The sequence below is a fragment of the Thiocapsa bogorovii genome (genome assembly GCF_021228795.1).
Taxonomy (GTDB): Bacteria; Pseudomonadota; Gammaproteobacteria; order Chromatiales; family Chromatiaceae; genus Thiocapsa; species Thiocapsa bogorovii.
On sequence record NZ_CP089309.1, the window covers coordinates 687,692 to 709,566 of the forward strand.

A 21,875-nucleotide genomic window follows, 5' to 3' on the forward strand; every position below is an offset into this window, starting at 1 on the left:
GCCGTGCGAGGCACAACCGACCGTCGGCGGTCCCGCTCAACGTCCCGGAAAGCGCAGCCCCGCCATGCGATCGAGCGCCCGCGTGAGCGGCGCCCAGCGCGCCGGCGGCTCGAACGCGTCCAAGAAATTCTTCAAATAGAGCCCCAGCTCGGTATCCCCGGACATCCTCAGGCGGCGCTGAAAAAACAGCGTATCCGCATCCTCGCGCCGCGCGGCCAACAGCATAAATTCGCGCAAACCGCCGGCAACGCTCGCGTCAGGCGGCAGATCCTTGCCGTATCCGCGAATATGCCCGCCGCTCACACCCAGACAGTAGCGAACCCCGACATCATCGATCTCGATACCGACCCGTCGACCGTCCAGGAAATCCAGCTCGCCTTCCGCGAGCGACTCCTTCATGACCTGATTCAACACGGTCGCCAACGTTTGGCTGTGCAAAACACTCGGAATCAGGCGCAGGGGGAATGTCAAGGGAAAGAGTAAAGGTTGAGCAGCGGGCATAATTGATTTCTCGTGGCGTAAGGGTGATCGCGCAGCCGGCGATTATCAGCTCCACAACCTGACCCGCCGAATGATCCAAGTCAACGGGCGGGGCAGGCCATCATCTCCCTTCGCCTGAAAAGCGTGACCGATTTCGATCCAAGACACCGTGCGAGGCCGGGCGAGATACGGGAGCAGAAACTCCCCCTTCGGATGCGTGCGACAACCGGGGCGCGAGGCGAGACGTCAAGCGTGTCGCCGGTCCGCGACCTGCGGTCTCTGCGGTTGACGCCGTGTCCGAATCCGCCGTCGACTGACCGCTCCTTCCACCCGCTCCCCCCGTGGCTTGGGCCATTGCCGGGGTCACATCGATCCCGACGACCTCGCGCGCCCGCGCCGAGTAAGGCTGAACGCCCTTCTTCCGGAGATAGGACACCAGAACGGCGTGGGTATAGCGCTGCGTCTCGGGATAGGTGACAAATCCGCCGCTGCGTTCCAGGGCGCCCTCACCTGCGTTGTATGCCATGACCGCCTGTCCGATGGAGTCGTATTTATCGAGGAGCCGCTTGAGGTGTCGCATTCCGGTATGCAAGTTGGTTTCCGGATCGAAAAGTGCCTCGACTGACGTGACACCATAGTCGGCGCCCGTCGCAGGCATCACCTGCATCAACCCTACCGCCCCGGCGTGCGAGACCGCATGCGCGTTGTAGGCCGACTCAGCGTTGATCAGCGCGTGGACGAGATCGAGGTCGAGCCGATACTGCCCGGCAAAACGATCGATCGTCGCTTTGACCTGCCGCGGCGACGGCGGCACGGTTCGAGGGGGCGTCGGCAGTAAATGCGAAGACGCCTCGGGGGCAGCGCGATCGGAGCCCTCGCCGATAAAGACATCACTGCCTTCAGAGACGGTCAGAGGCTCGCCCGGACCATCAACGGGCCCGGCCGGATCCGCAACCAGCGACCCCGCCACCACCGCCAAACCGAACGCCAACATCCAATTCCGGTATTCAGCTCGATTCGCCGCCATCCGCGTCAACCTCATTCGAACGTACTCGACTGGAGATAGTCTCGACCGCAACGGCGGAACTACGCCCGGACATCCCCCGAGACGGCCAAAGAGGTTCCATCGCTGCGCCTCCGCGTGTAACATAGGGATTTCACCTACAAACACCTCGACATCTTAACTTGTAGCGCGCAGGTCCCGCTAATCGCAGGACCGCCTCAGGCAGTCTTTCGAGCCCGCTCCAGCGAATACCCGTATGCGACCACCAGCGGGACGCATCGGGATCACGCTCGACATGCATCGAAAAATCCTGAGATCCTCGGGTTTCAGCCTCGGACACAACACGTTTGCCGATCGTAGCTAGCCTCACGGGCCGCGCCTTCCCGTTTGATTTTCGCACACCCACCTTACAGCTTAAAACGCGAAACGGAAGCGCGACCTATTTTGTGGAGAGTTTCGATGGCCTGTTGTCCGCCACCCCTTTCGTTTGTCCGCAAAGTTCTAACGACTCCGTCCATCCCGTCCATTCTCGGACTCGCCCTCGCAGTCACGCTGCTGTCGTTTAGCCCCGTCTCATCGGCTTCGTCACTGACGCTGGCATGGCAGCCCGTAACGGGAGACTCAAGGATCGCCGGCTACGAGATCCATATCGGACGCGCCAGTGGCCAGTACGAATGGGTTCTTGATGCAGACCAAGAAGGCGCGGCGACCGACACAGTGGAGCTCGAAGGCGCCGAGCCCGGTGTCACCTATTACCTGACAGCACGGTCACGTAACCACGACCGAACCCAGTTCAGCGCGTTCTCCAAAGAGATCATCATCTCGCTTGACGGTCCTCCGATCGAGAGCGGAGAGTTGCTTGTAGACGACGCTTGGCAATGGGTCAGCTTCCAAACGGCGTTCACGGACCCGATCGTCGTAGCCACGGCGCCCAGCGAGTCCGGAGCGGATCCCCTAGTCGTCCGCATCACAGGAATCGAACCCGATGGTTTCTGGATACGTCTACAGGAATGGGATTATCTAGACGGTCGACATGCATTCGAATCCGTTGGCTTTATTGCGATGGAACGCGGACGCCATCGACTGCAGAACGGAGCACAGGTCGAGGCTGGACGATTGGTAACGGATGCGACGAAGACCCAGGTTCAAGCCGGGTTCTCCCAGACGTTTGCATCCGCGCCGATTGTGATGGCGGCGGTCACAAGCGACCAAGGCACGGAGGCGGTCACAACGGAAATCAGAAGTGTCGGCCGATCCGGCTTCAGCGTCGGGATGATCGAGCAGGAGGCTAGCGATCAGCAGCATCTCGCCGAACACATCGACTATATCGCTTGGGAGGCATCGAGCGGATCGATCAAGGGCATGCGGTACGAGGTCGGGCAAACACCGACCGAGGTTACCAACCGACCCTATGAGATCGTCTTCAGCACCGTGTTCGAGGAAGCACCGCTGCTGCTTGCCCATCTACAGACCGCAAACGGGGGCGATCCGGCAACACTTCGCTGGCAAACGAAAAGCGAAAAGTTCGCCAGCCTGCGCGTTGTCGAAGAACAGTCGCTCGACGCCGAAACCGTTCATATCGCCGAAACCGCCGGCTACATCCTGATCGGGCCATAAACGGGGCCGTAACACCACGGCCGATAGGCCACGTCCATCAAGGCCGGCCCACCAACCTACCCGTGACACCGTGACACCGCCGCGGCGGTGTTACGTCTCTCACCGTGGTCCGCGGCACACGCACTCTGACCCTGACGATGAGCAAGCCCGAGTCGGGTCCGCGCCTCGGGCGATCGGGAGCCGAGAACCCTGCGCGCCCGCAATCCCACTGCGCGTCGCCCCGGGACCGAGACATCTCGGCGCTGTCCGAGCCCGTACACCTAAACCCCGGACGATCATCTCAAGTGCTAAAATAGCCCCTGCGAAGCAGCTCGACCTTCGCCGACCGATGGACGCCGTGTTTCCAGGGGACCCTGAAGATGTACGAAGCCTTTTTTGAACTTCGCGAGAAACCTTTCTCCCTTCTTCCGGATCCCGGCTTCTTGTACTTGAGCCAGAAGCACCAGGAAGCGCTGACACTCCTCGAATACGGTTTGCTCAACCAGGCAGGCTTCATCATCCTCACCGGGGAAATCGGCTCCGGCAAGACGACCTTGATGCGCTACCTTCTGGATCGCCTTGATTCGGATGTCACGATCGGCTTGATCTCACATACGCATCAATCGCTCGGCGACTTGATGGACTGGATCTGCCAAGCGTTCGATATCCAGGCGGCCACGAACGCCAAACGCGATCTCCATCAGGCGTTCGTCGACTTTCTGATCAAACAATACGCAGCCGGCAAACGCGTGCTGCTCATCGTCGATGAAGCTCAAAATCTGGGGCTCGACAAACTCGAAGAGCTAAGACTGCTCTCGAATATCAATGCGGACAAGGATCTCGTTCTGCAGCTGATGCTCTTGGGTCAACCTCAATTGCGCGATCTCCTGCAGCGGGCCGAACTGGAGCAGTTCGTTCAACGCGTTGCTGCGTCGTACCATCTCGGACGACTCGACGCCTCCGAAACCGAGCATTACATCTATCACCGCGTCCTGATCGCTGGCGGGAAATACAAGATCTTCGATCGCGGAGCCTGCCATGCCATCCATCACTACAGCAAGGGCGTTCCACGTCTGATCAACCTGCTGTGCGATACAGCACTCGTCTACGCCTACGGCGCATCGGAAAAGACCGTGACGGCGAAGGCCGTCGACGAGCTGATCGATGTTCACGCGCCGCATCTACTCATACCCATCGAACGCGACACACTGGGCCGTCAAGCCCAGAGGGAGCGCTTGGCCTCGGAGGCGGAAACCGACGACGACGGCCTAACGCCTTTCCTTGCCCCTGATAGAGCGACGCCACCCGAACCCGAGATCGACCGTTCGATTCACTCGTCTCCGTCAGTGATCTCGAGCGGTGTCGCCCGCAACCTGAATCGCGAGCGCGAGGATGTCTTTCCATCGGTAGCCGATGCGTTGCAGGCAGAGGATGCCTCTTCGTCCGGGATCGCGGAACGCACGCCCGCGACACCCTCTCCGAGGAGCAATGCATCTCCTGAAGCAGGGCCTGCGTCGGGTGCTCGGGGAGTCGCCGAATCGGCGCCGATCCCGGCGGCGGAGAGAGTGACAACAGAGACCTCAAGCGACGTCCGCAAGAAACGTAGGCGCTTTCGGCCAGGCGGACTCTTAATGGCGTTGTTGATTCTGATCGCCGTCGGGGCGGCAATTGTTTGGCTCGGCGCATCGAGCATAAGCGAAGGTTTCCGCGCCGCCGTATTCAATCAATTCGACCGACAGGAACCACGGGCAACCGACCCCGCCTCGACACCACCCCCCGAGGATCTCTCCACAAACACAGCTGCGGTTGACTCCAGCTCGGCATCCAGCCCGGACGCACGGGTCCCGCCCGAACAGCAGCCCGAGGTACCCTCCGACCGGAGCTCATCCGAGCCTTCGGGGGGAAGAGGCATGATGGCGCCGGAGACTCCATCGGCGGAAGCAACCGCCGAAGCCGTGCCCCCGCTGTCGCAAGACCCGTCAACCGCAACCGACAACGAGTCGCAAGACGCGCCCGACCGGATACAGCTCGATCCGAAACCGGCGCGCTTAACTACAGAGATAGGTTTTTCGGCGCCGCCCGTTGATCTGACGGAGAGCGCACAAGCGCGCAACGGCAGCGCGCCCGCACCGCGTCGATCCGCGGTGATGGCGGATTTGGAACGTCGATTCCGTGCCCTCCCTGTAGAAATCAGCGCCGTTGACCAAGATTTCATCAAGGTCGATCTGGGCGAGTCGGTCCAGTTCCCCGACGGAAGCACATCCTTGGACGCAAGAGCCCGCGAGGTGCTGACCGCGATCGCAGAGGCGCTTGAAGAGACCGAGACGGCTATGATCAGCGTGATCGGCCATACCGACAGCTCGGGCGCCGACTCGATCAATCAGGCACTCTCGGCTCAACGCGCGGCAACGGTTTCGCGGTTTCTCGTCCGAAGAGGAATCCCCTCGGAGCGGGTGAGCTCCGAGGGCCGCGGTAAGAGCGAGCCGAAGGTCGACCCCGAGCAGGAACGGATTCTCGGCCCCGGGGTGAACCGCCGGATCGAGCTCGAGCTACGGGCGCCTCAACCGAACATGAATTGAGTCGGCGACGCACTTTGATCCGGGCAACACTGCCAAGGATCAGGGTGCCGCAGGACGTAGGTGTTGCGCAGCGCAAACAGTATCGGATCGATCCGCAACCCGACCTACCTCCAGATGCACCAAGGACGTGATGAAATATGTCGACGACTCGAACCATCGCGGCCGCCTCGTTCGCGGATCTCCGCCGAATGCCGCAGGCTTAAACCCAGCGATATGTCGGCGAGATCGAGGTCGCAGTATGAAGAACTGACAGTAAAGGTTGTGGCAAACCTCCCGGAGACCCGATCGATTTCATCAGCGGCGCACCGCACACCTTCTGGACATCGCGTCGCGAACGAACTAACCTTGCGGTAGGCGCAACAGTGGCAGGATACAGACAATCGAGATCGGCAAAGCAGGCCGAACTTCAACTGCTCGCCCCCTGACCGGCGCCAACGTCGAAGAGAAACCCGGTCCAACCCTGAGTGAAGATCCGCTTAGATCATCGGAGGATTACATCATGTCGCGCGCCATACCGTTAGTAACGTCTCGAGGCCTAGTTGCTGCTTTCATTCTCACGCCCGGCCTTTTGATGGCCGCGACGGAGGAGTTTACTGCATCAGGTACCTTCACGGTCCCTGCTGGGGTATCCAAAGTCAGCGTTCAGATGTGGGGCGGAGGGGCGGGGGGCCGTGATGTCGGAACCGCCGGTGCCAATGCCGGCGGCGGAGGCGGCGGCTTCGCCGCGATCAACGACTTTGCCGTCTCGGCCGGTGCAAATTTCGATGTCGTCGTGGGCCAAGGTGGGGCCGTCAATACACGAGGCGGATCCTCGGCGTTCGGCGGGACTGCGCCGGACGGATGCATCGGCACCACAGCCCCTGCCTGTGCGGCAGGCGGACAAGTCACGGTGCCGCCAGGGTCCTTCGGCGGCTGCGCGGCAGGTTTCGGAGACGTCTGTGTGGGTGATACTATCTTTGCGGGCGGAGCTGGCAACGGACCAGGCGGAAGCACGACGGGAGGAGGCGGAGGCGGCTCTGCATTCACCAATGCCAACGGCGGTGACGGCTTGGCCGGAAGCGCGGGCGGCACAGGCGGCATAGGACAAGGCAATGGCGGGAACGGAGGTACGGTCGGCCTTGCAGGGACTGCGGGCGTATCCCCCGGCGGCGGTGGAGGCGGCAAAGGAGCCGGCGCGGGGGTCGCTCCGGGGGCCGGTGCACCGGGCTTGGTTATCGTGACCTACGAGCTCGACCCGCCGCCACCCCCTGCGTCCGCAACAGCAATACCGACAGCCTCGACTTGGGGCCTGCTGCTTCTAGGCGGACTCCTCAGCGCGTTCGGGGCGCGAAGGCTTCGCTCCCAAAAATAACCATCCCCCAGCCATTGGCAAGCGACTCGACCGCACAGTCGATCCTCGCGTGCAAAGTCGATACCGACGCTGTCCGAGATACCTTGTCTCGGACAGCGTCATTCGGTTTCAAACGAAATGAATCGACTTTCCTGTTCCGGGAAGGCGCACCTTGCCGCTTTGCCTTCGCCACTCCGCGTCCTCGTTATCGGCTATGGAAAAACCAAACGTCACCATCGGCCTGCCGGTCTTCAACGGCGAGAACTTCTTGTCCGAGGCGATCGAATCGGTTCTAGGACAGGACTATGCCGATTTCGAATTGATCATTCGCGACAATGCATCGACGGATGGAACCGCGGCGATTTGCCGCGAAGCATGTGAAAAAGACTCTCGGATCCGCTATTTGCGCAGCGAGACCAATGTCGGGGCTGCCCCGAATTTCAACGCGATCGTCGGCGACGCCCGCGGCCAATATTTCAAGTGGCTCGCGCATGACGACCTGATGGCGCCGACCTTCCTGTCAAGGTGCGTCGAAAGATTGGAGCAGGACCACACCAGCGTCTTGGCATGTCCACGCGTCCGCTTCATCGACGCTGCGGGAAAACCGCTCGAGGACTATATCAGCCCGTTTCGCACAGCGGACTCGGACCCGGTCGTTCGATTTAAAGAGACCTTGTCGGGGCATCCCTGTTACGAGGTCTTCGGCCTGATCCGCCTCGATGAGCTGCGGAAGACCCGGCTCATCGGCAGCTATAAACACGGCGACGGTGTCCTTCTGTCGCATCTGGCGCTGCTCGGTCGATTCGCGGAGATTCCGCAATGCCTCTTTCTCTCACGACGCCACCAGAGCCAGTCGATGTATGTCTATGGCGTAACCAATCCTGATAGAAAGGAGGACCACGATGCCTACGCGCAATGGTTCGACGCACGCAATACGAAAACAATACCATTGAACTTCACGAGGCGCATCGCGGAGTATCGTTGGATGATCGGTCACACGTCACTTCGCGTCACCCAGCGAATCGCACTTTATAATACGCTTGTCGGGTGGTCGTACAGTCATCGGCACCGAATAAAAAAGGAATGGCTGAGCGCCGTGGGGAAAGTTTTAGGCGACTCTTCGGCGAAAACCAAGTACTGAGCTGCTGCAAATGGCAGCAGTGCACCAGTACGGCGCACGACTCCGAAGGCCGGAGAGCGTCAGTTAGGCAAGGTCGTCGGTAAAGTGGAGATCTGCGATGTCGACCGCGGTGACCAAAACCAGCAGCATCCGCATAACGAAGCAAAGCAACGATACCTGATCACCAACTCGCAAGTGCGCACGATTTTACCCTAAACTTCAGGGCCTTACTCCGAAAACAGACCTTATCCTGCGGATCACTGCTGCCACGGATGCTGCTCACCAAGCAGGAGGCTCATCCGTTCCATATGCGGCAAATACCTCTCCTTGAGCTTCGCACGCTCACCGGCGGCCACATCGATTTTCCAAAGGCTCCTTTCCTTTACAAATTTCGGCACCCGTCGTTTAATGAAACGCCGGACGGCATCTGGAAAGGGCATATGGTTAACCCTTACGTCGAAATCCGGTCGCTTTGCATTCACCTTATCATTAAGCCCAGTAGGTTCAAATGAGTCATCGACATCAAGGTGCCTAAATGTCCTTCGCAAAGTCGCGCGCTTAGACCGGTCGTCGCGGATGTCGGATTCATACCAAAGCACCAGAATTCTATCCAAGGGATAGTACTTCAGCCAATTCTCCAGATGGATATCGTAATAACCCATCGACTCGATTCCGTGCAGGTGTGCGACATCCAGGATGCGCTCCCCAGGCTTGACATTACCGGAACGGATCTGGTGAAAATACGAGGAAACCGCTCGGTCGACCGGGTCTCGAAGGGACACGACCAACTTCAAGTCCGGTAAAAGCTCATGGACCAGTCGGGGCACCTCTTCGTTCTGGAGAGCGACTCCTTCGCGATCGTTCTCAAAATACTTAGTGGTCCAGAAGTAATTTGGGCTGAATTCTCCAATCGCCCTCGATTCGGGAGCGACGCTAAAATTTCCCCGATACCAGTCGGCTCCCTTTCGGTAGTTAGCAACGTGATTGAAATAGTTGAGTTCCTTCTTCACCGACAGCGCGATCTGCGGATGCTGCCGAAGCATCCGAGCTAACCAGCTCGTACCACATTTCTGCGCCCCAATACCCAGAAAAGTGGGGTAGGTTTCGCTTCCTTTAAGCATTGGTAGCGACGCTCCTTGCCAGATAGATCCGCGGCAATCCGACCCCAAACAGAGCCGGATGCGGTTGGAAGATGCAAATGGCCATTGAACAGATCAGCATTCAAAAAACCGCGGGGCATTGGCCCCGCGGTCTTCCGTCAAACGTAGATAGACACCCTTTACGGACGGTTAGTAGTTAGACCAACCGCTGAACGTCTGACCCTTAGGGACCACGACAACCGTGAAGCGCATGTCGAGCGGATACCAAAGCTTCGGGTTCTCGCCATTCCAATTCCAGCCCTGGTAGTCGCTGACCGGATCACCCGAGCTGTTCTTGATGGCAACGCCGTAGCGCTGTCTCGGGTTCTTCCAGTCAATCGGTTTGCCTCCAAGCTTCCACATCTGGCCAACCGCCTGAGACCAAGTCACTTCTGTCCCCGATCGGCCCACTACACTTTGAAGGCTTGCGCAGTTCTCAAGGGAGAAGCTGTATTGCCAGATGCAGAATTGTAACTTCATCTTCTGGGGTTGCGGTTGGCTGCGTATCTGCACCCTCATCTGCAGCGTGCCGCCCGCATAGTTGACCGGTGATGTCCAATCACCGTTCGACCCCGCCAACATTGGGAAAATGCGCTTGGCAATGTTCGGGTTGGCGTCGTACTTGGGGAAACCCTTGTCGGCCTCGATGACCGGCATGTTCCAATCGAATACGACGAGTTCGTCCCCTTTACCGCCAGAAGGGGGCGGTGACGAACCTGCGCTGATGACCTTCGTAGCGGTTCCCTTGGCGCCCTTGTCGTCAATGACAGTGAGCGTAACAGTGAAGCTCCCCGAAGACGTGTACTGATGGCTCGGTGAAACCGCGCTACTCGAATCTCCGTCACCGAACGACCAGGACCTACTGACGATCGCCCCGTCGCTGTCCGTAGACGAGGACGAGTTGAAATTGACCGTCAGGGGCACGGAACCACTCGTAGGACTCGCCGTAAATGACGCGATCGGCGCTTTGTTGGTCGACCCTCCACCTCCGTCGGAACCAACCACGATTGTCCGGCTTGCTTCCGTGCGGGCGTTACCATCATCCGTTATCCGAAGCGTCACCGTATAGGTTCCGGACTCGCTGTAGATATGGCTCTTCGTCTTGCCCCATTCAAACGGACTGCCGTCGCCGAAGTCCCATCTGCGGCCCGTAATCCGACCGTCGGGATCATTCGAAGCCGTCGCATCGAGCTTCACTGTCAGAGGTGCAGCTCCGCTGGTGGGATTCGCGGTAAATGACGCGATCGGCGGCACGTTCCCAGTGTCGCCACCGCCACCGCCACCGCCACCCCCGGCGCCGGAGGATGGGCCGGCCTTGAAGTTCTTGATCCCGACAGCGTCGAGTACAACGGGGAGAATCCGGGCCTCGTTGATCTGACCCCCGAAATACCGTTGATAACTCCGGTTCCAGAAATAGCGGCCCAGATCCAACGGCTGTGGATTGCCCTGAATGGGCCCGACCGCGGTGGTCGTCCCGCCGACCACCTTGCCGTCGATGTAAAGTACGATCTTGGAAGATCCGTTCCCCACGTATTCATACGTAGCAGCCACATGCTGCCACTGACCCGCAACCAGCTGTACGTTGGACTCGACCGCCGTACCCCCACCGCTGCCGTCACCTTTGAAGACCTCGAAGTACAGTTTCTTGTTCCCTTCGTCGGTGCCGGCACTCAACATGAAGCCGCGGCGATTACCGGACACCGAGGTCCCCTGCTTGGACAAAATCGGGTTGCGAACGGATAGGTTATCGGGCCGAATCCAGGCCATCAGGGTAAACTGCTGAGGCCCGCCCGAGCTACGCGCCGGAATGCCGGTGCTCAGTAAATTGTTCGCACGATCGGCGTACGCACCGGACCCTGAGAGTTGCAGTCCGCCGTCGAAATCGCCCTGTGGAGCTGCCCATGCGGCACCGCCCCTGAGTGTCAGTGCATTGGTGCCGGCCTGGTCGGAGGCCGTCGTCCCGCTGCCGTCGCCGAGTGGCCAGTAGGCACTCGTAGGCTGATCACAGGCATCCCCGAAACCGTTGCCGTTGGAATCTGCCTGGCCTGAGTTCGGGGTGAAGACGCAGTTGTCGTCGGCATCCGAAATACCGTCGCTGTCGCTATCCGCCGTTTGCGCATACGCCGCCGGAAGTCCAACGAGTGCGAGCAGCAAGAGCAACGCGACCGGGACGGCGAACCGTCGGTGTCGGGCATGTTTAAGCATGATTTGAGAATCTCCAAGAGGGCTGGATGGTTGCTAAAAATTGAGTGTCATAGCAGCAATCGTTGACTTCGCCTCAACCGAGGCGAAAGGTTTGAGCGTGTTTTTCGTCGTCCGACGAGCACAGCTCAAGGGCACGTCCGACCAACAGCACGCCGCTGGCATCCTCAGGACATCCGATATCTCCGTCCATCCAGCTTCGATGCTCGAAACATTCGAAGACCGTCCAATACGGAGAAGGCATACCGCCGTTAAGGGTTTGATCCAAGGTCCCCTATGCGCTATCAAGTCCATTTTCGAGGTATGCCGGCCCTTTCACGGAGTTTATGTTCCGGGTCCTGATACCGGCCGTCAAGCGATCACCCGTCGCGGGAGACCCATCGCTCCTATCATCCGACGGGCGGAGACCGCGCTAACCCACACATGAATCAGGAGTCTTGAGTTGGCCTATCACCTCGCGATCTATTTGTCGGCCCACGGGTTCGGTCACATCGGCCAAACCGCCCCCGTCATCGACGCACTCGCCCAGCGTCTCCCGGATGTGCATGTGACAATCCTGACCGCGACTCCGGCATACAAGATCGCCGAGCGTTTCGGCCTGAACCACACCCTGATCCACAGCGAGAATGACGTCGGCATGCAGCAGTCGAATGCGCTCGAAGTGGATATCCCCGGCAGTTGGATCGCGTACCGGGCATTCCACGAAGCCTGGACCGAAAAGGTTCGAGCCGAAACCCGACGCTTGAAGCAACTCCGCCCGGATCTGGTGCTCGTGAACGTACCCTATCTCCCGCTGGCCGCCGCGCGCCTGGCCAAGATCCCCTCCGTCGCCATATGCTCGCTCGAATGGGGGGGGATATTCGCTCACTACTTCGCCTCGCGCGGCGAACCCGCCAAGCGAATCCTGGAAGAGATGCAAGCCGCCTACGCGAGCGCCCTTTGTTTCCTCCGGCCCGAGCCGAGCATGGCGATGCCCCATCTCGGCAACACCAAGGCGATCGGGCCGATCGCACAGGTCGGTCGAAACTGCCGGTCGAATCTCGAGAAACGGATCGGGCTCGAGCCCGAGGAGCGGCTGGTAATGGTTTCGCTCGGCGGAATGGAGTTTCGGCCTCCGATCGAAGCCTGGCCGGCGCTAGAAGGTTTACGCCTGATCGTCCCCGGGTCTTGGAGATCGCAACACCCGCAAACCGTTGACTTCGAGGCTCTCGGGATTCCCTTCATCGACACCTTGGCGAGCAGCGATCTCCTGATCGCCAAACCCGGCTACGGCAGTTTCGTCGAAGCCGTCTGCCATGGCATCCCCGTCTTGTACGTCGAGCGCACCAACTGGCCGGAAGCGGACGATATGATCGGGTGGATACGGCGCTACGGTGTTTGCGCACGCTTGAAACCAATCGATCTGAATCGCGGCACCCTCATCGATGCGGTGACCGAGATCCTCATGAAACCGCAAGCACCTCCACGGGCGCCCACCGGCGCGGCCGAGGCGGCCGAGGAGATCATCGCACTATTGGGGCAGAGCCACCCGTCATCGCGTTGATGTGGTCGAAGAGATATTCAGCAAAGGGAATCGAGCAGGTAAAGGCCGGCGATACGGCATTGAGCACATGGAACGAGCGATCATCACCCTCGAAGCGGAAGTCCATCTCAAGCTTTCGTTGGCGCTTGTCAAAGAGTTGAGCACGGATCCCCGGAGCGCCCCAAGTCCGGTAATGTTTCGGATCGACCCCGCTCACCAGGTCGCCGGCAAGTCGCACCATGCGTCCTTTGAAGTATTTTGCCAGCTCCTCGATTGCCAGGCCCCGAAAGCCGAAGTCGTCACGGACGAGTAAACCCGCCTCTTGCAGCAGAACCTCTCCGAGCTCGCGCAGATTGAAATTCTCGAGCCCGCGATAGTGCTCTCGCCAAAAAGCCGGAATAGCCGTCGGGCCGATCTTGATCTTCCCGGATGCCGTCAACGTAAAGTGAACACCCAGGAAAGGATTGCGCAGGTCGGGAACCGGATAAATGTTGGTCCTTAATGCGCCGGCGGGTTCGTTGCTGTAGAGATATAGCCCTTTAAACGGGATAATGGCATAGGCCTGCGCGAATCCGAAATCCTTGGCAACGCGATCCGCATAGAGGCCTGCCGCATTGATAAGGTATCCAACCGACCAGTCGCCGCGCGAGGTCCGAACGCCGCCATCACGAGGACCAAGGTAAGCGGTCGACGGGTAGAGACCGATCTCGCAATTGCGCGCATCCTCGAGCAATGCATCGAGGACGCGTCGCGGGTCGACCGAAGCAGTCGACGGGGAATAGAGGGCGCGTTCGAATGTCTTCGCACGTGGCTCGATCTCTCGGGCATCCTCGGCCGAGATCCCCTGAACATCGACGCCGTTGATCCGGCCGCGCCGCAACAGCTCGTCGAGCGGCCCAAGCTCGTCCGGGCCCTTCGTCACCACGAGCTTCCCGCAGCGATTGATCGGCAGATCCCGCTCGAGACAATATTCGGTCAGGCGCCGATTACCCTCGCGCGTGAAGCGCGCCTTCAAGCTATCCGCACTGTAGTAGAAGCCCGCGTGCAGAACGCCGCTGTTTCGACCGCTGGCGTGCTCTCCGAACGTGTCTTCCTTCTCGATGAGGGCCACAGCGGCATCGGGGAAACGCCGCTTGGCCTCCAATGCCAACGTGACCCCGATGATACCTCCACCGATGACCAGAAAGTCAGCCGTCGCTTGAGTCATACATCCATCTCTCGACCATGAGTTGCGCCCCATTCGTCGGCTTGGCGATTTCGTTCACGATCCTCCCACGATAGTGCTTTACCGCGTGGCGCGGAGCGCCGGGAAAGGCGTAAAACTGCGGAGGCCATGTCAGGAGCACTCTCGCGGCCGTCGGTCTTGCGGCAGTCGGACAGCCGATCTTCGGCCCATCGCCTTGTGAGTGCCCTCGGCACCCTCAGACTGCGCAAACGTCCGAGTCGACGCCCGATTCACGCAAGAGGTTCTTGATCTCGTCGAGATAGACCTTGTTCATGACGATGACCTGATCCGGCCGATAGCGCACGAGAAAATCCGCAGACACGACCTGTTGGCCGGTCCCCGGAACGTACTTTCCACGCTTATAAGGATTGAGGTCGACAATATAATCAATAGCCGCGGACTCTCGAACGATATTCAGGAAGGTCACCCCCTTCGACCCGGCGCCCCAAACCACCGTCTTCGTACCCGCATCTTTCGCATTCCGAAGCTGCGACTGCCATTCGCCAACCTTCGCGCGATAGCTCTCGGCGAACGCATCGACATCCAGGGTCACGGCGGCCAGCTCGCCTGGCTCCGGAAGAAGTCCGCTCTCCCCCGATCGCGCCGGCAAGGCTTCGATCGAAAGGAACTGCCCTTCGAAGGCATCGTCCTGCTCCACGACCCGAAACCCGCTGTCCGCAAACACCCGACGCAACGAACCCGGCGTGAAATAGGAGCAGTGCTCGTAGATCAGATCCCAAATCCCGAGATCACGCAGCGTGAAGAGCGCATTCGGAACCTCGAAATACACCAGCGTATCGGGGCGGCGATCCAGGGTCTTACGCAATCCCTCGAGAAAAGCCCTCGGATACTGAATATGCTCCAGGACATGTCTGCAGACCACGAGATCCGCCGGCCGATCGGCGAATTCCTCCGAATAATAGTCCTGCACGAAGGTGAGACCCGGATGGACCGCAGCGCCTTCACGTTCCGATTCGAAGCTCTTGTCGAAGCCCGTACCGCGATTCTCGCCCGCAGCACAGATCATCGCCAGGAAATCCCCCTTGCCGCAGCCGAGCTCGATGACATCCTTTCCGCGGATGTCGTAACGTTCGACCAGGCGATTCGCCAAAGCTGTCGCGTACGCATTGAACTTCGGCGAGAAATGGAGCGAGTTCTCGTAGCCCTCCGAATAGTCCATCAAGCCCGGATCGAAGACACGGTTGAAGACGTGCCCGCATTCCCGGCAAAACGCGAGATCGATGTCTCCGCGCGGAGCTTCGCGTGCCTCGTCGACGCTCGGCCAGAGCACGTTGCAATAGGTCGGCATCGCCTCGATCCGAACGCAGCCCGTTAGAGCCGACGAACCGCAAACCGGACATTCCGTCAACGCGACTTCTGCTTGGGCACGCTCGTTCATTCAATGACCTCTCGGGCTGAACAGGGCCTCGGAACCCTATACGGCGACGACATGCGGTGCGAGCCCAAGCGCGTTCAGGTCGCGGGTAATCTCGTCTTGATAGATCGCGTTCATGATTACCACGACGTCGGGCCGGTAGTTCTGAAGAAATGCGGGCGCGACGATCTCCTGTCCGGTGCCGGACATGAAGTAGCTCTGGCGGTAGGGATTGATGTCGACCACATACTCGATTTGCCCATCGGTATCGATCGATCTCAAGAAGGAAACACCCTTGGAGCCCGACCCCCAGAGCACCGTCTTCAACCCCTTTGCGCGCCATTCCGCGAAGCGATCTCGCCACATCTGCAATTTCGCATCGCAGCGCTGCGGGAACGACGCGACATAATCCTTGAGAAGATCCAGATCATCCTCTCGCGGCAACGGCGCGGTGACGTCTCCGGTCGCGGGTCGCGCTTCTATGGTCAGGTATTGATCCCCGTACTCGGTATCGACATCGAGCACGTCGAATCCATTCTGCCTGAAGAGGCGGGCGAGAGAGCCGGGGCTGAAGTAGGAGCAATGTTCGTAGTAGATGTCTTCGAACGCACAATCGCGCAGGATCCGGATGACCTCCGGGATCTGGAAAAACACGATCGTATCGGACCTGTCGCCGATCGCGCGCCGCACGGTCGCCATAAAGTCATGCGTCCGTGGGATGTGCTCGAGCGTCATCTTGCAGCAGACGAAATCAGCCTGATGCTCGGCGTACTTCTCCGAGTAGAAATCCTTGATGAAGGTCACCTGCCCCTCTTGGATCGGGATCTCTCGGTCCTCCCGATACCCCGGGTCGAATCCGATCCCGCGATTTCCCCCGAGTTGGCTCAGCAGCGCGATAAACTCGCCTTTGCCGCACCCGATCTCGAGCACTTCCTTGCCCCGCAGATCGTACTTCTCGATGAGCCGCTCCGCTAAGGCACGATGGAAGGCGTTGAAGGTTCCGGAGAACCCTTGCGTCTCCTCGTAGCGACCGGAATATTCAGTCAGCCTCGGATCGAAGGCGACATTGGAGATAAAGCCGCACTCCGGACAAAATCCGAGTCGGATATCCCCGCGCGGATACTCGGTCGCCTCTTCTCTGGAGCCGAGCAAGATACAACTGTTCGACGGAACGGCGTCGACCTCGTAGAAGATCTCCATCGCCCCGACGTGACAGCTCGGGCATTGGTGTGTCTGTTTCATACGCTACAGCACCTTAGGCTCGGGAATCGGAACGATGAACCGACCGCCGCGCTCCCGATATGCGGCCTGCTGCTCCAGGATCTCGTCGGCGAAATTCCACGGCAGGATCAACACATCGTCGGGCATGGACTCCAACAAACGCTCCGGGGCGTAGATCGGCAGGTGTTGCCCAGGCATGTACCGCCCTTGCTTATGAATGTTTCGATCGACGACGAAATCCACCAGATCCGGGCCGATCCCGACATAGTTGATCAATGTGCTGCCTTTTGCCGCAGCCCCGTAAGCCGCGATGCGATGGCCTTGCGCCTTGAGGTCGCGCAGCAATCGGGACAAGGCATCCTTGACGTGCTCGACGCGCTTGGAGAAATCCCGGTAATAATCGAGCTGATCGACCTTTTCGAGCCGCTCGGTCTCCAGAAGCGACCGCACTGCGGCGCCGACGTCTTCGCGTTTTTCCACGAACAAACGCAACGACCCCCCATGGATCTGCAGCCGCTTGACGTCGTTGAGGTAAAGACCGTGACTGCGGAACAGATGATCGAGAGCAGTCGCCGAGAAATAGCAAAGGTGCTCGTGGTAGATGGTGTCGAACTCGCAGTGATCGATGAGATCCTTGACGTAGGGCACCTCGATCACCGCAACACCGTCATCCTTGAGAAGACGAGCGACGCCCTCGACGAATCCATTGGTGTCGGCGACATGCGCCAAGACGTTGTTGCCGTGAACAACGTCGGCCTGTCGACCCTCGCTCTTTAATTGCTCCGCCAGCTCGAGCGTAAAGAAGGTGTTCAAAGTGGGAACACCGATCTTCTCGGCGGCCTTGGCCGGACCATCGGCGGGGTCAATCCCGAGCACCGAAATTCCGCGCTCGACATAGTTTTTCAGCAGGTAGCCGTCATTGCTCGCAAGCTCGATCACGAAGGATGAGCCATCAAGCCCCCTCCGAGCGATGATGTCGTCGACATTCTCTTTGGAATGGCGCAGAAGCGCGGGCGAGAACGACGAGAAGTAGGGGTAATCCTCGCAGAACAGCTCCTCCGGTGGCACGGTCTCCAGGATCTGAACCAAGGTGCAGCTCGGGCAAAACGCAACCTCGAGCGGATAGGTTGGCTCATGCTGAGACAACTGGGCCTCGGTGAGCAATCGGTCCGCGAGCGGCGTAACCCCCAGATCGAGAAATGACTGCAGGCCGCGACTCCCGCAGGCCCTGCAGCACGCTTGGCTTGGCATATCAATCAGCTCCTATTCCCGATGATGAATAGATCACTCTTAGACGTTCGAGCGCAGATCCGCGTCGAGTCGACCTTCGGCGACCAGCTTCTGGATATGTGCAATGCGCTTGAACTCGACTTTGGCCATTTCCGGGCCCCGGCGGAAGCGCCGCGAGGCGCCGGGAGCGACGGTGACAGACCCGATTGATGTGGCGGCAGAGGGCCGCGGACGGTATCGTCCGATGTCGACCAAAACCTCGGACCTGCCTGCGGATGTTCCCTCTGCCTGCCGCGATTGTATCTGTTCTGCAGCCCTTTGCCTGCCTGTTCACCGCGCCGACCCTGGCGCATCTGCACGTCTTGCTGACGGGAACGCTGCTGGCGCAAGGGCCGCGCACGGTGACGGCGGCGCTGCGGGCGATGGGGCTGAGCGCGGAGCGGCGCTTCGAGCGTTACCACCGGGTGCTGAATCGGGCACGCTGGTCGTCGCGCCAAGGGGCGCGGATTCTGCTGGGGCTGTTGCTCGGGATGTTGCCGGCGCAGGTGCCGATCGTGGTGGCGGTCGACGAGACACTGGAACGGCGCAAGGGCGCGCGCATTCGAGCGAAGGGGATGTATCGCGATGCGGTGCGCTCCTCGCGCAGCAAGGTGGTGACCTGTTTGGGGCTGGAGTGGATCTGTATGGCGTTGTTGGTGCCCGTGCCGTGGAGCACGCGGCCTTGGGCGCTGCCCTTTCTCACCCGCTTGGCGCCGTCGAAACGGGCCGACGAGGCGGCCGCGCGGCACCATCGCACGGTCGTGGAGCTCACCATCGGGATGGTCTGGCTGGTCTCGCGCTGGCTGCAGCAACGCCGCTGGATCCTGCTCGGCGACGGCAGCTACTCCTGCATTCAGCTGGGGTGGGAAGTGCTGGCCGCGCAAGCGACCCTGGTCACGCGCCTGCGCCTGGACGCACGCCTGTTCGCCTGTCCCGAGCCGGTGCCCGCCGGGCGGCGCGGCCCCAAGCCGAAGAAAGGCGGCGTACTGGCCAAGCTCGCCACACGCGAAGAAGCGGCGCGCACCCGAGGCGAGGAGGTCGCGATTCAATGGTACGGACAGCCCAAAACGCTGCGCCTGCTCAGCGAGGTGTGTCTGTGGCACACCGCGGGATGGCCGCCGTTGCCGATTCGCTGGGTGCTCGTGGTCGATCCCGAAGGCCGGCTGCCGACGCAAGCCTTCTTTACCACCGACCTGAACATGGCGCCGGCCCGCGTCGTGGAGCTGTTTGTTCAGCGCTGGTCGCTCGAGGTCACCTTCGAGGAAGTCCGTCGCCACCTCGGCGTCGAGACCCAGCGCCAGTGGAACGATCTGGCGATCGCACGCACCACGCCGATGCTGATGGCGCTGTTCTCGCTCGTCTGTCTCATGGTCTACCGGTGGCGCGAGCGCTGGGACGCCCTGCCGCGCTCCACGGCCTGGTATCTGAAGTCCCACGCCACCTTCTCCGATTGCCTGGCCCTGGTGCGGCGCACCATCTGGGCCGAGGAGAATTACGCCTACTCACGGTCCGAGGGGGAGATGGTCCTAATTCCGTCCAAGCGACTCGATCGCCTGCTGGAACAGCTCGCGGCGACCGCCTAGATTGGCCAAAGTCGAGTTGAAGCGCTCGCCTTCGAAATCATCCAATGCCAAACCGACCTGCTTGTAGGCCTGATAGAGCTCCTCGACGCCTCGCCGCGCCGTCCACTGTGGCTTGAACTCATGCAAGGTTCTGGCGATGTGGTTGCAGTCGACCCGATAACAGCGTAAATCCGGCCCGGCATCCGGGGCAAAACCGATCTCGCAGTTCGGCACGACGTCGTGGACGATCTCGGCAATCTCGCGAATCTGATAATTCTCGGTGGTCGTGCCCACGTTGAAGGCGTGATCGTGGATAAGGTCGCGGGGCGCTTGAAGGGCGGCGATGTAAGACAGGGCGATATCCTCGACATGGACGATCGGGCGCCACGGTGAGCCGTCGCTCTTCAAATAGACGCTCCCGGTCGTAAAGGCCCAAGCGGTCAGATTGTTGGTGACCAAGTCAAAGCGGATCCGAGGCGAAAGACCGTAGGCTGTCGATGCCCTGAGATAGGTCGGCGAGAAGTTGTCGTCCGCGAGCTCATGCAAGGCTTCCTCGACGCGCACCTTGGACACGCCATAGGGCGTGACCGGATTGAAAGCCGCATCCTCGGTCAGAAAATTATCGCCGGAGGCCCCGTAGTTGCTGCATGAAGACGCAAACAGGAAGCGAGCCACACCCGCATCCTTGGCAAGCCGCGCAACCTTCACGGACGCCTTGTAGTTGATGTCCTCGGTGAGATGCGGTCGATAATCGCCCATCGGGTCGTTTGACAACCCGGCAAGATGGATCACGGCCTCGAAGCCGCGAAGGTCCGCCGCCTCGACATCTCGGACATCCTTGCGAATGTTTTGGACGTCGGCCAGCTCGCCCGTAAAGGTACAGTCCTCGAACCAATCGGCGTCGAGTCCCACGACGTCATGCCCGCGTTTCAGCAGCATCGGGACCAGAATTGTCCCTATGTAACCCAAATGTCCGGTCACCAATACTCTCATCGTCTCGCTCCAAGGTCTCGGGGCAAAAAGGAGGCCTGCGCGAAGGTCGCGGGTCTCCTGCATGGTTCGTCGGCACGAACCAGCAAGGTACGTGCCCGGAATAGATGTCGCAAAAGGGATTCGCCTCGGTTCTGAACCCGATTGCGGCCGTGATTGAGTGTCTCGGCGAAAGCCATGTCAGCACCTCGCATCCGCTGCTCGGGCGTTGTCTAAGCAATTACCGTACACAAATTCCTGATCAACGTCGATCAGGGAGCCCCGCTCATGGATTCGACCCAGTCGGCATGCGGCGCAAGGTGTCTGGAGAAGCCTGACATTGCGGGAACCGGGTTACGAGCGCGCCAGTGATCCGGGTAGACGCCGTATGGGGATGTTCGATACGGGGGGCCGAGCAAGAACGCGCGCGGCAGCGCGCGCACCCGAGGGTGGAGCCGGCACTCGCTCCGCTCACGTCCAGACGGCAACGACGGTCAGGACCAACGCTTCCAAGGCGGATTGCCGTGCTGCCAAAGCTCCTCAAGGAGGTGCTTCTCCCGCAAGGTATCCATGCACTGCCAGAACGACTCGTGCCGATAGGCCATAAGTTGCCCGTCGGCCGCGAGCCGCTCCATAGGTGCGTGCTCGAACATGACCTCGTCGCCCTCGATGTAATTCATCACACCGGGCTCCAAGACAAAGAAGGCCCCGTTGATCCAGCCCTCGTGGATCTGCGACTTCTCCGTGAAGCTGGTCACGGCATCGCCGTCGAACTCGAGATTGCCGTACCGAGCCGGTGGCCTGACGGCGGTGACGGTGGCGAGCTTTCCGTGGGCGCGATGAAAACGCAGCAGCGCATCCAAATCAACGTCGGACACGCCGTCGCCCCAGGTCAACATAAAGGTTTCGTTGCCGAAGTACGGCTGCAATCGCTTGATGCGACCGCCGGTCATCGTCTTCAGACCCGTTTCGAAGAGGTTCACGGTCCAATCGGGTCGATCCCCGTCGTTCGACGTGGTGACCTGTCCGGTTGCTGTTTCGACGCGCATATCGCCGGACAAGATCCCGAAGTCCTTGAACCAGCGCTTGATGTAGTCGCCCTTGTAGCCGAGGGCGACCGCGAAATCACGATGCCCGTAGCTGTAGTAGTGCATCATGATGTGCCAAAGGATCGGGCGACCGCCGATCTCCACCATCGGCTTCGGACGGATCTCCGTCTCCTCGGCCAAACGCGTTCCCAGACCGCCGGCAAGTATTCCGACCTTCATGAAGGTAAACCTCGC

The 21,875-nt window shown here is 60.2% G+C and carries 16 protein-coding genes; 6 read left to right on the top strand and 10 right to left on the bottom strand.

Annotated elements, in window-relative coordinates; translation table 11 throughout:
* Window positions 1-36: 36 nt before the first annotated feature.
* Window positions 37-501: a ubiquinone anaerobic biosynthesis accessory factor UbiT gene (ubiT, locus tag LT988_RS03270; protein ID WP_232408818.1), complete on the bottom strand. Its 465-nt coding sequence runs from the start codon at window positions 499-501 to the stop codon at window positions 37-39.
* 100 nt (window positions 502-601) lie between these two features.
* A complete protein-coding gene (locus LT988_RS03275; protein WP_232408819.1) occupies window positions 602-1,522 on the bottom strand; it encodes a lytic transglycosylase domain-containing protein in 921 nt (306 codons plus the stop codon).
* Window positions 1,523-1,942: 420 nt separating this feature from the next.
* On the opposite strand from LT988_RS03275, the gene LT988_RS03280 reads away from it, so the two are divergent.
* From LT988_RS03280 to LT988_RS03290, 4 genes are all read left to right on the top strand, one after another.
* Window positions 1,943-3,100, top strand: a complete 1,158-nt coding sequence (locus LT988_RS03280; RefSeq protein WP_232408820.1) for a fibronectin type III domain-containing protein — start codon at window positions 1,943-1,945, stop codon at window positions 3,098-3,100.
* A gap of 359 nt (window positions 3,101-3,459) precedes the next feature.
* Complete coding sequence (locus LT988_RS03285) at window positions 3,460-5,658, top strand: AAA family ATPase (protein WP_232408821.1); 2,199 nt, start codon at window positions 3,460-3,462, stop codon at window positions 5,656-5,658.
* 571 nt (window positions 5,659-6,229) lie between these two features.
* Window positions 6,230-7,009 (top strand): IPTL-CTERM sorting domain-containing protein, encoded by a 780-nt coding sequence (locus tag LT988_RS25480; RefSeq protein ID WP_456300848.1) that lies wholly within the window; start codon window positions 6,230-6,232, stop codon window positions 7,007-7,009.
* A gap of 193 nt (window positions 7,010-7,202) precedes the next feature.
* The gene (locus LT988_RS03290) at window positions 7,203-8,129 is read left to right on the top strand and encodes a glycosyltransferase family 2 protein (RefSeq protein WP_232408822.1); all 927 of its coding nucleotides are present in this window, start codon (window positions 7,203-7,205) and stop codon (window positions 8,127-8,129) included.
* A 236-nt stretch (window positions 8,130-8,365) separates the two neighbouring features.
* On the opposite strand, the gene LT988_RS03295 is transcribed toward LT988_RS03290, so the two are convergent.
* Both LT988_RS03295 and LT988_RS03300 read right to left on the bottom strand, forming a co-directional pair.
* Window positions 8,366-9,229: a sulfotransferase domain-containing protein gene (locus tag LT988_RS03295; protein ID WP_232408823.1), complete on the bottom strand. Its 864-nt coding sequence runs from the start codon at window positions 9,227-9,229 to the stop codon at window positions 8,366-8,368.
* Window positions 9,230-9,397: 168 nt separating this feature from the next.
* Window positions 9,398-11,452: a PKD domain-containing protein gene (locus tag LT988_RS03300; protein WP_232408824.1), complete on the bottom strand. Its 2,055-nt coding sequence runs from the start codon at window positions 11,450-11,452 to the stop codon at window positions 9,398-9,400.
* A 439-nt stretch (window positions 11,453-11,891) separates the two neighbouring features.
* On the opposite strand from LT988_RS03300, the gene LT988_RS03305 reads away from it, so the two are divergent.
* The gene (locus tag LT988_RS03305; RefSeq protein ID WP_232408825.1) at window positions 11,892-12,992 is read left to right on the top strand and encodes a glycosyltransferase family protein; all 1,101 of its coding nucleotides are present in this window, start codon (window positions 11,892-11,894) and stop codon (window positions 12,990-12,992) included.
* On the opposite strand, the gene LT988_RS03310 is transcribed toward LT988_RS03305, so the two are convergent.
* The 4 genes from LT988_RS03310 to LT988_RS03325 form a co-directional block, all read right to left on the bottom strand.
* On the bottom strand, window positions 12,952-14,178 hold the full coding sequence (locus LT988_RS03310) for an NAD(P)/FAD-dependent oxidoreductase (RefSeq protein ID WP_232408826.1): 1,227 nt from the start codon (window positions 14,176-14,178) through the stop codon (window positions 12,952-12,954). The two genes, LT988_RS03305 and LT988_RS03310, sit on opposite strands and share 41 nt — an antisense overlap.
* 214 nt (window positions 14,179-14,392) lie before the next feature.
* On the bottom strand, window positions 14,393-15,505 hold the full coding sequence (locus LT988_RS03315; protein ID WP_232408827.1) for a class I SAM-dependent methyltransferase: 1,113 nt from the start codon (window positions 15,503-15,505) through the stop codon (window positions 14,393-14,395).
* 126 nt (window positions 15,506-15,631) lie between these two features.
* Window positions 15,632-16,813 carry a class I SAM-dependent methyltransferase gene (locus LT988_RS03320; protein ID WP_232408828.1) on the bottom strand — a complete coding sequence of 394 codons (1,182 nt, stop codon included), beginning with the start codon at window positions 16,811-16,813 and terminating at the stop codon, window positions 15,632-15,634.
* A 3-nt stretch (window positions 16,814-16,816) separates the two neighbouring features.
* The gene (locus LT988_RS03325) at window positions 16,817-18,043 is read right to left on the bottom strand and encodes a class I SAM-dependent methyltransferase (protein ID WP_232408829.1); all 1,227 of its coding nucleotides are present in this window, start codon (window positions 18,041-18,043) and stop codon (window positions 16,817-16,819) included.
* Between the two features lie 254 nt (window positions 18,044-18,297).
* Here LT988_RS03325 and LT988_RS03330 point away from each other — a divergent pair, with 254 nt between their 5' ends.
* Window positions 18,298-19,644 carry an IS701 family transposase gene (locus LT988_RS03330; protein ID WP_232408630.1) on the top strand — a complete coding sequence of 449 codons (1,347 nt, stop codon included), beginning with the start codon at window positions 18,298-18,300 and terminating at the stop codon, window positions 19,642-19,644.
* Here LT988_RS03330 and LT988_RS03335 read toward each other — a convergent pair.
* Complete coding sequence (locus LT988_RS03335; RefSeq protein WP_332460528.1) at window positions 19,588-20,679, bottom strand: NAD(P)-dependent oxidoreductase; 1,092 nt, start codon at window positions 20,677-20,679, stop codon at window positions 19,588-19,590. The genes LT988_RS03330 and LT988_RS03335 overlap by 57 nt on opposite strands.
* 407 nt (window positions 20,680-21,086) lie before the next feature.
* On the bottom strand, window positions 21,087-21,860 hold the full coding sequence (rfbF, locus tag LT988_RS03340; protein ID WP_232408831.1) for a glucose-1-phosphate cytidylyltransferase: 774 nt from the start codon (window positions 21,858-21,860) through the stop codon (window positions 21,087-21,089).
* Window positions 21,861-21,875 lie beyond the last annotated feature (15 nt).

Coding starts and splice junctions, on each gene's coding strand:
- LT988_RS03310 (WP_232408826.1), bottom strand. CDS start 14,178: ATGACTCAAGCGACGGCTGACTTTCTGGTCATCGGTGGAGGTATCATC.
- LT988_RS03320 (WP_232408828.1), bottom strand. CDS start 16,813: ATGAAACAGACACACCAATGCCCGAGCTGTCACGTCGGGGCGATGGAG.
- LT988_RS03335 (WP_332460528.1), bottom strand. CDS start 20,679: ATGCAGGAGACCCGCGACCTTCGCGCAGGCCTCCTTTTTGCCCCGAGA.
- LT988_RS03280 (WP_232408820.1), top strand. CDS start 1,943: ATGGCCTGTTGTCCGCCACCCCTTTCGTTTGTCCGCAAAGTTCTAACG.
- LT988_RS03300 (WP_232408824.1), bottom strand. CDS start 11,452: ATGCTTAAACATGCCCGACACCGACGGTTCGCCGTCCCGGTCGCGTTG.
- LT988_RS03295 (WP_232408823.1), bottom strand. CDS start 9,229: ATGCTTAAAGGAAGCGAAACCTACCCCACTTTTCTGGGTATTGGGGCG.
- LT988_RS03325 (WP_232408829.1), bottom strand. CDS start 18,043: ATGCCAAGCCAAGCGTGCTGCAGGGCCTGCGGGAGTCGCGGCCTGCAG.
- LT988_RS03315 (WP_232408827.1), bottom strand. CDS start 15,505: ATGCCGACCTATTGCAACGTGCTCTGGCCGAGCGTCGACGAGGCACGC.
- LT988_RS25480 (WP_456300848.1), top strand. CDS start 6,230: ATGGCCGCGACGGAGGAGTTTACTGCATCAGGTACCTTCACGGTCCCT.
- ubiT (WP_232408818.1), bottom strand. CDS start 501: ATGCCCGCTGCTCAACCTTTACTCTTTCCCTTGACATTCCCCCTGCGC.
- rfbF (WP_232408831.1), bottom strand. CDS start 21,860: ATGAAGGTCGGAATACTTGCCGGCGGTCTGGGAACGCGTTTGGCCGAG.
- LT988_RS03285 (WP_232408821.1), top strand. CDS start 3,460: ATGTACGAAGCCTTTTTTGAACTTCGCGAGAAACCTTTCTCCCTTCTT.
- LT988_RS03330 (WP_232408630.1), top strand. CDS start 18,298: ATGTTCCCTCTGCCTGCCGCGATTGTATCTGTTCTGCAGCCCTTTGCC.
- LT988_RS03275 (WP_232408819.1), bottom strand. CDS start 1,522: ATGAGGTTGACGCGGATGGCGGCGAATCGAGCTGAATACCGGAATTGG.
- LT988_RS03290 (WP_232408822.1), top strand. CDS start 7,203: ATGGAAAAACCAAACGTCACCATCGGCCTGCCGGTCTTCAACGGCGAG.